This window comes from Hominifimenecus sp. rT4P-3 (assembly GCF_051055405.1).
Lineage (GTDB): Bacteria > Bacillota > Clostridia > Lachnospirales > Lachnospiraceae > Pseudolachnospira.
In genome coordinates this window covers 1,749,530-1,760,979 of the sequence record NZ_CP167068.1, presented here as the reverse complement: position 1 = coordinate 1,760,979, position 11,450 = coordinate 1,749,530, and the positions used below count along the sequence as shown (strand labels likewise).

The window sequence follows — 11,450 nt, the reverse complement described above, 5'->3', positions numbered from 1 at the left end:
ACCTTATTGAAAGCAGAAGTCGTTTGGCAATTAAAATATTACGTAAGATAATTGGGAAAATGACTTGACAGAAGCCGGTATCATATTATATGATTGTTTTACTATATAACATAATAGTTTTATATAATGAAACAAAAGGAGGGAGGCACGAATGAAGCGAGGGATTCAAATTGAAAAGCAAGATGATGTGATCGTTGTGCTGGAGGCTGTACAGGCGGGAGATTGGATCGAGTGGAGTATTCCAGGCGGTGGAGCTTCTATGGTTCAGGCAAATGAGGACGTCGATATCTATCACAAGCTTGCTGTCCGGGACATACCGGAGGGCGCTCCTGTACATAAATACGGGGAGAGGATTGGTATCGCTGTTCGAAAGATTGGAAAAGGCGATCATGTTCATGTACAGAATATGCGAAGCGCCGTTAAGGGAGAGGAGGATTTGGGATGAACGAACGGAAAAAGCTTTTTGGATATCGGAGGCCGGACGGCAGGGTCGGTTTCCGGAATCATATTTTGATTCTCCCTGTCAGCGTCTGCGCCTGTGATGTGGCCCAAGCTGTGGCGGCGCAGGTAGAAGGAGCCGTCAGCTTTCACAATCAAAATGGCTGTTCTCAGCCGGGGAAAGATCTAGAATATACCGTGGATGTGATGGCCGGCTTTGCCGCCAATCCAAATATCTATGGAACAGTGGCCATTAGCCTTGGCTGCGAGAGCGCCCAGATGAGCTGGATGGAAAAGGAAATTCGTGCAAGAACCTCGAAGCCGTTGGAGACTTTAGTGATCCAGGAAGAGGGAGGTTCACTGAAGACCATTGAGAAGGCAGTTCGTCTTGCGATGAAGATGAGCGCAGAAGCGGAGCTAATCCAACGGGAAGAGGTATCTTACTCCGAGTTGATTGTGGGTACCGAGTGCGGCGGTTCTGATCCGACTTCTGGATTTGCGGCCAATCCGGTGGTTGGGCGGATGAGCGATATTTTGGTAGATTTGGGCGGCACTTCGATCCTCAGCGAGACGACGGAGATGCTGGGGACGGAACAAATCTTGGCTCGCCGAGCGGCGACGCCGGAAGTTGCAGCACGGATTTATGAGATTACGGAACGTTATGAGGAAAGTCTTCTTTTGGTAGGGGAAAATATTCGAAAGGCGAATCCATCCCCAGGAAACATTCGGGCCGGTATCACAACCTTGGAAGAAAAGTCTCTTGGCTGCATTCATAAAGGTGGAACAAAAACCATCCAAGCGGTTTTGGATTATGCAAAACAGGTAAAAGATAAAGGATTGGTAATTATGGACACGCCGGGAAATGATCCGTCCTCGGTAGCAGGTATGGTGGCAGGCGGGGCGCAGATCATTGTTTTTACTACAGGTATGGGAACTCCAACGGGAAATCCGATCGCTCCAGTAATTAAGCTGACAGGAAATCGAAATACTTTTGAAACCATGAGAGACAATATGGATTTTGACGCAAGTCCAGTTCTTTTTGGGGAAGCCTCTTTGGAAGAACTAGGGGAGTCGCTGCTGGATTTGGTAATTGAAACAGCCAATGGGAGAAAACCGGCCGCTGAACTTCTGAAGTACGGGGAGATTGCAATCATGCGGGCTTCCAATTATTGCTGATTTAGATTCGTAAAAAGAAAAAGGCCTCTGAAAGGGGAATCCGTGGGATTTCTTCGGCAGGCCTTTTTTTGATGGAAAAAAACGATCTATTACGTGGAAGATAATGACAATTTCATTGAAAATCCAAATGAAAAGATCATTTGGAACTTTGAAACAAAAGAAATCGAATTAATACTTGACAGTCATCCAATGGTGTTGTAAAATAATGACATAAAATAAAACTAAAGTTTCATAATATGAAACAAAAGCCAAGGGAGGGATGAATTCTATGGTAAAAATTTTGATCATTAACCCGAATAGCAGTGCAGACATGACGAAAGTGATCGAGAAAAATGCAAGAGATTTTGCCCAGGACGATTTTCTTGTCGACTGCGTGCCAAATCCGACGGCTCCAGATTTCATCGTTACTTACGACGATATCAGCAAAACAGCTCCGGGTATGCGCGAAATTTTACTGGAAAAACAAGAGGATTACGATGCATTTGTGATTGCTTGCCACGGAGATCCGAATCTCGACATGTTAAAAGAGATTTCTCAAAAGCCGGTAGTGGGCATTGCGGAAGCTTCGATGAAGATTGCATCCATGTTGGGACATAAATTTTCTATCCTTCTGACCGGTGACCGGGGAGTTCCAGCGAAAGAAAATTTGGTTCATCGGTATGGGATGGAGCGCTTTTTAGAATCGATCATTATTGCCGATTGCAAGGGAGAAGGTTGGAAAAATCAAGAAGGCATGATTCAAGCGGCAGAGAAAGCCCTGGAGGAGACCATGGCAGAGGTGATCGTGCTGGGATGCGCCGGAATGGGGCATGTAACAGAGGCGATGCAGGAACGCTTGGGAGTACCGGTACTGGATGGAGTTACCTGCGCCCTGATCGTTGCCTATGGTTTGGCTAAGAAGAAAATCCCTCTCAGCAAAAAAAGACAGTACCGAAACGATAATAGGTAGAGGGAAGGGGAGGAAAGATGGCAAAAATTGAAGTGGACACAGAAAAGTGTAAAGAATGTGGACTGTGTATTGCGAAATGTCCGAAAAAACTGTTAAAAAGTGCGGACGAGACGAATTCCATGGGATATTACTATACGATCCAGGAAAGAGAAGAGGATTGTATTGGTTGCGGTATCTGCTATCTGTTTTGTCCGGATGCGGCAATTACAGTACGGCCATAAAAGGAGAAGGAAAGAACAATGGAAAAGCGATTTATGAAAGGAAATGAAGCGATTGCAGAGGCCGCGGTCAGAGCTGGCTGCCGGTTTTTCGCCGGATATCCGATTACACCCCAAAGCGAGGTGCCGGAATATCTTTCTTGGCGGCTCCCAGAGGTCGGAGGCGATTTTGTCCAGGCAGAGAGCGAAGTAGCTGCGATCAATATGGTGTATGGAGCGGCTTGCTCTGGTAAGGCAGTGATGACGTCCTCCTCTTCCACAGGTGTTTCTTTGAAAGCGGAAGGACTTTCCTATCTTGCCCAGGCAAAATTACCGGCGGTTGTCGTAAACGTGACTCGCTGCGGCCCTGGTCTTGGCGGAATTCTTCCGGCGCAGTCGGATTATCTGATGGCCACAAAGGCATCTGGCCACGGTGGATTTAAGATGATCGTTCTGGCGCCGTCCACGGTGCAGGAAACTGTAGATCTGATGTTTAAAGCCTTTGAATTGGCGTTCCGGGATCGAAATCCAGTGATGGTAATGCCAGACGGAGTGATCGGAATTATGATGGAATCTGTGACGCTTCCGGATTTCCGGGAACTTCCGGTTCCGGAGTGGGCGATTACCGGCAGAAAGGACGGCGTATGTCACGAGATTATTCCCATGTGTTGGACCGGCGAAGATCTGGAGCGGGATAATATCGAGATGGGACGGATGTTTGACCGGTGGGCGAAAGAAGACGTAATGGTCGAGGAATATGAGATGGAAGACGCCGAATATGTCATCGCGGCATACGGCACCACGGCAAGAATCTGTAAGACAGTGATTCGGCAGGCCAGAGAAAATAATATCAAAGTAGGCATGATTCGTCCAATCACCGTGAATCCGTTCCCGTACAGATCTTTTGAAAAGCTGAATCCAGATAAAGTGAAAAAAATATTGACAGTAGAAATGACAATTCCCAGCCAGATGAAAGAGGATGTGCGTCTCGGCGTTCACGATCAAATCCCTGTGGAAACGCTGGGACGTTCCGGTGGTATCGTGATTTCGCCGGAGGAAATCTTGAAAACGATTCTGTCCTGGAAGGGAGTGTGAGACAAAATGGAAAAAAGAATGGAAAAACCGGAGTCTCTTCGTAAAAACGGACATAAGTTCTGCCCCGGCTGTCTGCACGGCGTGGCGACTCGTCTGATCGGAGAGGCAGTGGATGAACTGGGAATCCAGGATAAGATGGTAGGCGTGATTGCCGTAGGATGTGCAAATTTAACGCAGCTTTACTTTGACTTTGATTTGATTGGAGCCGCTCACGGGCGGGCTGCCGCTGTAGCTACCGGATTTAAACGGATGTCGAAGGATTCCGTTGTGATGTGCTATCAGGGAGACGGCGATCTGTCGTCCATCGGTATTGCAGAAACCTTGCATGCAGCTAATCGCGGGGAGAATATTACCGTGATTTTTATCAACAACTGCATCTACGGTATGACTGGCGGACAGATGGCGCCCACTACCCTTGTGGGTCAGAAAACAACGACCACGGTTTATGGCAGAGATCCGCTCCATGAGGGAAATCCTCTGAAAATGGCGGAATTGATCGCTGGGTTGGAGTCTCCAGTCTATGTGGCCAGATTTCCTCTACATACCGCGAAAGGAATCCGAGATGCAAAAGCAGGTATCAAAAAGGCATTCCAAAATCAGATAGAGAAAAAGGGATACTCCTTTGTAGAGTTGTTGTCCAATTGCCCGACGAACTGGAAAATGACGCCGCTGCAGACGTTGGAGCATATCGAAAATTCGGTTAGCAAATATTTTGTACCTGGGGTCTACAAGGATTTGACAAAGGAGGGCGAGACCAAATGAATTGCAGCATATTAATTGCAGGTTTTGGCGGCCAGGGGGTTTTGTCTTTAGGCAAGCTGATCTGTATGGCGGCAGATCGGATGGGACTTTACGCAACGTTTTTCCCTTCCTATGGAGGAGAGCAGCGAGGCGGTACCTGCAACTGTACGGTGGTATTATCGGATGAAGAGGTCGGAACGCCGGTAGTATCTCAAGCGGACTATGTGATTATTATGAATCTTCCTTCCTATGAAAAATTCCGCGGCAGTACGGTAGAAGGCGGAAAGGTGATCGTAAATGTTTCTCAGGTAAAGGAAGCCCTGAATCATAAGCAGGAAAATGAGATCTTGATTGAGGCCGATGAGACGGCTCATCAACTGGGCAGCAAAATGGCCGCAAATATGGTAGTCCTGGGCTCCTTCGTGGAACTCAGTCAGATTTTGGACGCCGCGGTGGTGGATGAAACCATTCAGGAAGTTATGAAGAAAAAACCGCAGCTGCTCGCGACAAATAGAAATGCTTATGAGGCGGGAAGGAAGTTAGTCGCTAGATGATTCGAAATTTTGACGAGTTGTTGAACACAGGCAGTTTTCGGGAACCGGTCACTCTTGTCTTGGCTGGAGCCGAAGAACCGAAAATGCTAAAAGCGGTAGGGAAAGCGGCAGACAAGGGCTATATCCGTCCTATATTGGTGGGAGAACCGGAAAAAATCAGAGGATATCTGGAACCGATCTTAAAAGAGCATTCTTTCGAGCCTCAAATCGTCTCTGCCAATGGGGAAGCAGAGATTTGCGAGAAAGCCTGCACGGCGGCGCTTTCCACGGATAAAACGGTATTAATGAAAGGACTGGTGAATACTTCTTCGCTTCTTAGAAGTATTCTTCACCGAAAGCAGGAATTTGGAGTGACGGGATTGATCTCCCATATTTCTCTCCTGGAGCTTCCTTATTATGATCGTGTGTTGGGCCTCAGCGATACGAGTATCAATATTCGGCCTAATCTGGAAGAGAAAGCCCAGATTCTAAAAAGCGGCATAGATTTTTTCCATTGTCTGGGCTATGAATGTCCGAAAGGAGCGGTCCTTGCTTCGGTTGAGACAGTGAATCCGAAGATGCCGGATACGGTGGACGCCGCCGCTTTGAAGGAAATCAGTGAAACAGGAGAATTTGGCAATTGTTTGGTAGAGGGTCCGATCTCTTTGGATTTGGCCATCGATCCGGCAGCGGCTGCAGTCAAAAAATACCAGGGAAAGGTTCGGGGAGATGCGGATTTCCTTTTGGTGCCGGATATCACAGCGGGAAATCTTCTGGGAAAAAGTTTTAATCTGACACCAGGATCCAGATTTGCTGGATTTATTCTTGGAACTCGTATTCCAATCGGACTTACCTCAAGGGCTTCTTCCCCGGAAAATAAATTTTATACGATGGCCATCGGGGCGTTGCTGGCGGAAGGAGGAGAACCGTGGAAGAAAAATACCGGCTTTTAGTGATCAACACCGGCTCTACCAGCACAAAGCTGGCGCTATATGAGAATGAAACGTTGTTGGCCGGCGACACGGTCGTCTATTCGCCAGAGGAACTTTCCAAATATCCTTTGGTAACGGACCAACATGAGATGCGGAAACAAAGCGCGCTCCAATTTCTAAAAGACAATCAGACAGAGCTGTCTTCCCTTAACATTGTGGTTTCTCGGGGAGGTTCTACAAAACCGGTAGAAAGCGGAGCTTATGAGGTCGGGGATTCCATGGTGGATCGGCTGAAAAACAAGCCTTTTGTTCAACATGCGGGGATTCTAGGACCGGTAATCGCTCGGGAAATTGCGGATATGGCAGGCGTCAAGGCCTATGTATATGACTCCGCCGCTACCGACGAGCTGAGCGAAGTGGCCAGGATTTCCGGTATGAAAGAGATTGAGCGGGTCAGCTTGGTGCATGTTCTGAACACCCGCTATTCTTCCCGGCTGGTCTGTGAACGAATTGGGATGTCTTATGAGGACGCCAACATTATTGCAGTCCATATGGGCGGCGGAATCACTCTTTCCCTTCATGAAAAGGGGCGTGTTACCGACGTGGTAGGAGATGAGGAGGGAACCTTTTCTCCGGAACGCGCCGGCGGCGTGCCGACCAGGCAGCTGGTGGATTTTTGTTTCTCTGGACAGTTCCAGAGCGCAAGGGAAGTTCATAGCCGGATGAGAGGAAAAGGCGGCTTAATTTCTTATCTGGGTACCGGGGATGTACGGGAGGTAGAACGCCGAATTGAAGAGGGAGATGATTACGCCCGTCTCATCCTGGATGCAATGATTCTGCAGATTAGCAAAAATATTGCTTCTTTAGCGCCAGTGGTAAATGGAAAAGTGGATTTTATCCTATTGACCGGAGCAATTGCGAAATCCAATCGGATTGTAGAAGGAATTCAAAAGCGAGTTGGCTTTTTGGCGAAGATTTTTGTAGAACCTGGGGAGCATGAGATGGAAGGTCTTTGCTTTGGAGGCCTTGAGATTCTCAGAGGAAATATCCCTGTGAAACAATATCAGGAAAAGGAAGGATCGTGAGGTGAGAGATTTGCACGGCATTATAAAACTGTCCAATGCCAATGCCTATGTAGAGGGCCAGGTTGGACGAAAAGATATTTACTTGAAGGACGGCAGGATTTTGAAAATCACGGAGGCAGGAGAGAATGAAATGTCTGCCGACCAGGAGATTCCCTGTCAAGGAAAATTGCTTTTACCCGGATCGATTGATACTCATGTACATATCAGAGAACCAGGCAGTGAGGCCAGGGAAACTTTTGAAACGGGGACCATGGCGGCTGCGGCCGGCGGAGTGACCACGGTATGCGAGCATCCGATCTCGGTTCCCCCGCCATCGAACAGCGAACTTCTGGAAAACCGCCGTAGACTGGCAAAACCGCAAGCCTATGTGGATATCTGCTTTTTTGGAGCCTTAGGTTCCGAGAGCATACAGGAGGCGGAGGATTTAAAACGGCATGGAGTGGTGGCTTATAAAACGTTTTTACAGGAAGCTATGCCTGGACGGGAGAAAGAATTTCAGGGGATGACCATTGCCGATGATTATCATCTGCTTCGAGCGCTGCAGGAGGCGGCAAGGCTGGATATGCCAATCGCCTTCCATGCGGAGAATAACGATATCATTATCCATACCATTGAGGAGATGAAGCAGAATGGGTATGTAGAGCCCAAAGCCCACTACGATTCTCGTCCGGTAATTTCCGAGACGGAATGTATTAGCAGACTGCTTTTGTTTGCGGAAGAGACAGGCGCCCGGATTTTGATCTGCCATATCACTTCGCCGGAGGCCATGGAGTTGGTAAAACAGGCAAAGGCGAAAGGGGTGCGCGTTACAGCGGAGACTTGTCCTCATTACCTTTTTTCCTGTGAGGAAGATGCGGTTGCCCTGGGAGCTTTTGCCCGCTGCAATCCGCCGATCCGAAAAAGAGCGCAAGTGGAGAGATTATGGGGCTATATAGAAGATGGAACCGTTGACATTATCGGAAGCGATCATGGGCCATACACGCTGGAAGAAAAAGAGCGGGGGCGGACAAATATCTTTCTGGCGCCATCCGGCTTTTCAGGATTGGAAACCAGGGTGCCGCTGATGCTGGACGCTGTGCTTCGGGGAAAGATGACCTTAAAGCGAATGGTAGAACTGACGGCGGAAAACCCGGCAAAGGTGTTCCGGCTGGATAATCGAAAAGGATTTATTCGGGAAGGCCTGGATGGCGATTTCATCTTAATTGATCCGGAAAAGGAAACCGTGATCGATTGCACAAAGATGTATACAAAAGGGAGGGAAACCGCTCGTCTCTTTGATGGAAGAAAGGTAAAAGGGCAAATTGAGATGACGATTGTCCGTGGGATGGTTGTAGCCCAAAACGGTATCGTGGATACGAAAAGAAAGGGCTGCGGAGAACTTCTTTTCGGCTCAGGACAGTAAAGAGGAGAGAAGTAGATGACGGTAAATCAGGATAAACTGCGGGAAGCAGTGCTGAAAACCGGAGAGATTGGCCGCTGCCCGGAAGGCGGAATTACCAGGCTTGCATTCAGTCAGGAATATCAGGAAGCAGTCGAATGTTTGAAAAAAGAGATGACTGATCTTGGAATGTCGGTTTGTGTAGACCCCATCGGTAACGTAATTGGAACACGACCAGGACGCCGGAAAGAATGTATTTTAATGGGATCGCATCTGGATACCGTGAGAAACGGAGGAGTGTTTGACGGAAACTTAGGCATTGCGGCAGCTTTAGAAGTGATTCGCTGTCTGAATGAGGCGGACGTTGTCACAGAACATACCCTGCAGGTGGTGGCGTTCCAGGCGGAAGAAGGGGGACCCTTAGGTGGTACTTTCGGAAGCCGGGCTGCGATGGGACTTTTGGATTTGGATTCCCCTGCCGTAAAGGAAGGGCTGAAGGCTCAAGGTCTCTGTGCGGATGAAATTCGCCGGTGTCAGTTTCCGGTGGAGCAGATACGATACTTTTTGGAACTTCATATTGAACAGGGAAACGAGCTTTTTTACCGGAATATTCCAATCGGAGTGGTCAGTGGAATCGTAGGGATTTTTCGATGCCGAATTGTGGTGGAAGGAGAGAGCAACCATGCGGGAACCACGGGGATGGAAGGCAGAAAGGATGCGTTAGTGGCTTTTTCCCGTCTGGCTGTGGAGATCGACCGGATTGCCAGAGAAATAGGCGATCATCTGGTCGCTACGGCGGGAGTGGTTCATCTCTGGCCCAATATGGCAAATATCATCCCTGGCCGGGTAGAAGCTGTTTTGGAGCTTCGCCATATGGATCGCGCGGTGATTGAAGCGTGTATGAACCAAATCAAGGAGGCGGCTCAGGCAGATTCGAGCGTTTCCTTCCAGTTTGAGACTTTGGTAGACAAGAGTTCCGTTGCATGCGATGGGGAGATCATGGAGATTTTAGAAGACTGTTGCCGGGAAGCGGACTATCCTTACATGGTAATGCCCAGCCGGGCTGGACACGACACCAATGCGGTAGCCAGAAACATTCCCTCCGGCATGATTTTCGTCCCCAGCAAAGAAGGGAAGAGTCATTGCCCGGAGGAGTGGACCGAATGGGCGGACGCGGCAAAAGGAACGGAAATTTTGTTGAAAGCCATTGAGAAGTTGGATGAAAGGGGGGTGTCAAATGGAACCATGGAATGTCGGAGATTTCCTGAAGGATGAATTGATTTCCAATCGAGGAATTTACAAAGGAACCGGCGTATCGGACGACGATCTGGCCCGTCCGGTCATTGGAATCGCCAACTCGTTTAATGAGATGGTGCCGGGGCATACAAATCTGCGGCAGCTGGCTCAATATGTCAAGTATGGCGTCTACCGGGCAGGCGGAACTCCATTGGAATTTGGGACGGTGGCCTGCTGCGATGGAATCGCCACCGGCCATTGTGGAGGGAATTATGTGCTGCCTTCCCGGGAAAATATTGCAGACAGTATTGAGATTGAGGCAAAAGCGCATCATCTGGACGGTCTGGTACTGATGGCATCCTGCGATAAAATTGTTCCGGCCATGTTGATGGCGGCGGCGCGGCTGGATATTCCCTGTATTTTCCTAAATGGAGGCTGTATGCTCAGCGGTCCGCCCTTTGTCAACACGGAAAAAGCAGATGCCTCGAAAGTAACAGAAGCCTGGGGAATGTATCAGGCAGGCGGACTGGATCGGCAGGTCGTAGAGGATATGACCAATACCTGCGTACCTTCTGGAGGCTCTGGACAGTTTTACGGAACGGCCAATACCATGTGCTGCCTCAGTGAAGCTTTGGGGATGAGTTTGCCAGGCGCAGCTGCGATTCCAGCTCCCTTTAACGAGAGAATCCGCGCAGCTTTGAAAACTGGTATGGCGGCGGTGGAACTGGTAAATCGAAAGATTACCGCGCGGAAAGTGATCGGACTGGATTCTTTAAGAAATGCGGTTGTCTTTGTTACTGCTACCGGAGGTTCTACCAATGCGGCTCTCCATCTGTGCGCCATTGCCCATGAGATTGGAATTCCGCCGGAAACCATTTTGGCGATGATCGAAGAAGTAGGGGAGCAGGTACCGCTTTTGGTGGAAATTACACCGGCGTCCCGAAAATATGATATGGAGGATTTCTACTTTGCCGGCGGCGTTCCGGAGGTTTTAAAGAAAGTCCAGACCTATCTGAACCTGGATGTCATGACCGTGTCAGGAAAAACTCTGAAAGAAAATCTGGAAGAATTCCGGAATCCATACACGCATCGTGCGGAAATGATTCGGGATTTGGAGCATCCCTACAGCAAAGAAGGCGGGATTGCGATCCTTAGGGGAAATCTGGCACCGATGACCGGAGTTTCCAAATTGGCTGGTATTGCGGAAGAGGCCAGAATTTTTGAAGGAGAGGCTATCTGCTTTGATTCCGAAGAGGAATGTCTTGCTGCGATTGAGGCGCTTCGAATCCAACCGGGACATGTGGTGGTGATCCGATATGAAGGACCAAAAGGCGGTCCGGGAATGCGTGAGATGTTTAAAGCCACGAAAATGTTGGCAGGGCAAGGCCTGGCAAGGTCTACCGCCGTCATTACGGACGGCAGATTTTCCGGTACAAACAGCGGATGCTTCGTTGGCCATATTTCTCCGGAGGCGGCAGTAGGTGGCCCCTTGGCGCTGGTGCAGGATGGAGACCGAATCACCATCGACGTGATTCATAAAAAACTAGAGCTGCATGTCTCCGATGAAGAACTGGCAGAGAGAAAGAAAAACTGGGTCTATCAGCCGAAAACGCTTTCCGGTTATCTAGCGCGCTACGCAAAGCTGGCAAAGTCCGCATGTGAGGGCGGCGTTCTGGAATGAGAGAGGAGG

General features: G+C 49.0%; 12 protein-coding genes. All 12 read left to right on the top strand.

From position 1 onward, the window contains the following. The first annotated feature begins 151 nt into the window (after positions 1 to 151). The 12 genes from ACCC71_RS08145 to ilvD all read left to right on the top strand — a co-directional run bounded on the left by ACCC71_RS08145 (position 152) and on the right by ilvD (position 11,441). Complete coding sequence (locus tag ACCC71_RS08145; protein WP_434309134.1) at positions 152 to 445, top strand: UxaA family hydrolase; 294 nt, start codon at positions 152 to 154, stop codon at positions 443 to 445. Further along, positions 442 to 1,614 carry a UxaA family hydrolase gene (locus ACCC71_RS08140; protein WP_434309133.1) on the top strand — a complete coding sequence of 391 codons (1,173 nt, stop codon included), beginning with the start codon at positions 442 to 444 and terminating at the stop codon, positions 1,612 to 1,614. Before ACCC71_RS08145 ends, ACCC71_RS08140 begins: the two co-directional genes overlap by 4 nt. A 268-nt stretch (positions 1,615 to 1,882) precedes the next feature. Beyond that, complete coding sequence (locus tag ACCC71_RS08135; protein ID WP_434309132.1) at positions 1,883 to 2,563, top strand: aspartate/glutamate racemase family protein; 681 nt, start codon at positions 1,883 to 1,885, stop codon at positions 2,561 to 2,563. A 17-nt stretch (positions 2,564 to 2,580) separates the two neighbouring features. Then, positions 2,581 to 2,784, top strand: coding sequence for a 4Fe-4S dicluster domain-containing protein (locus ACCC71_RS08130; RefSeq protein ID WP_434309131.1), 204 nt, complete (start codon positions 2,581 to 2,583; stop codon positions 2,782 to 2,784). Positions 2,785 to 2,802: 18 nt separating this feature from the next. Then, the gene (gene vorB, locus ACCC71_RS08125; RefSeq protein ID WP_434309130.1) at positions 2,803 to 3,855 is read left to right on the top strand and encodes a 3-methyl-2-oxobutanoate dehydrogenase subunit VorB; all 1,053 of its coding nucleotides are present in this window, start codon (positions 2,803 to 2,805) and stop codon (positions 3,853 to 3,855) included. A 6-nt stretch (positions 3,856 to 3,861) separates the two neighbouring features. Beyond that, positions 3,862 to 4,617, top strand: coding sequence for a thiamine pyrophosphate-dependent enzyme (locus ACCC71_RS08120; protein WP_434309129.1), 756 nt, complete (start codon positions 3,862 to 3,864; stop codon positions 4,615 to 4,617). Continuing rightward, positions 4,614 to 5,150 (top strand): 2-oxoacid:acceptor oxidoreductase family protein, encoded by a 537-nt coding sequence (locus tag ACCC71_RS08115; RefSeq protein ID WP_434309128.1) that lies wholly within the window; start codon positions 4,614 to 4,616, stop codon positions 5,148 to 5,150. The genes ACCC71_RS08120 and ACCC71_RS08115 overlap by 4 nt, the downstream gene beginning before the upstream one ends. After that, positions 5,147 to 6,082 carry a phosphate acyltransferase gene (locus ACCC71_RS08110; RefSeq protein ID WP_434309127.1) on the top strand — a complete coding sequence of 312 codons (936 nt, stop codon included), beginning with the start codon at positions 5,147 to 5,149 and terminating at the stop codon, positions 6,080 to 6,082. The genes ACCC71_RS08115 and ACCC71_RS08110 overlap by 4 nt, the downstream gene beginning before the upstream one ends. Beyond that, positions 6,058 to 7,146, top strand: a complete 1,089-nt coding sequence (buk, locus tag ACCC71_RS08105) for a butyrate kinase (protein ID WP_434309126.1) — start codon at positions 6,058 to 6,060, stop codon at positions 7,144 to 7,146. Before ACCC71_RS08110 ends, buk begins: the two co-directional genes overlap by 25 nt. Before the next feature lies 1 nt (position 7,147). Next, positions 7,148 to 8,548 carry a dihydroorotase gene (locus ACCC71_RS08100; protein ID WP_434309125.1) on the top strand — a complete coding sequence of 467 codons (1,401 nt, stop codon included), beginning with the start codon at positions 7,148 to 7,150 and terminating at the stop codon, positions 8,546 to 8,548. Between the two features lie 15 nt (positions 8,549 to 8,563). Next, a complete protein-coding gene (locus tag ACCC71_RS08095; RefSeq protein WP_434309124.1) occupies positions 8,564 to 9,799 on the top strand; it encodes a Zn-dependent hydrolase in 1,236 nt (411 codons plus the stop codon). Beyond that, positions 9,762 to 11,441, top strand: coding sequence for a dihydroxy-acid dehydratase (gene ilvD / locus ACCC71_RS08090; RefSeq protein WP_434309123.1), 1,680 nt, complete (start codon positions 9,762 to 9,764; stop codon positions 11,439 to 11,441). Before ACCC71_RS08095 ends, ilvD begins: the two co-directional genes overlap by 38 nt. Positions 11,442 to 11,450: the final 9 nt, after the last annotated feature.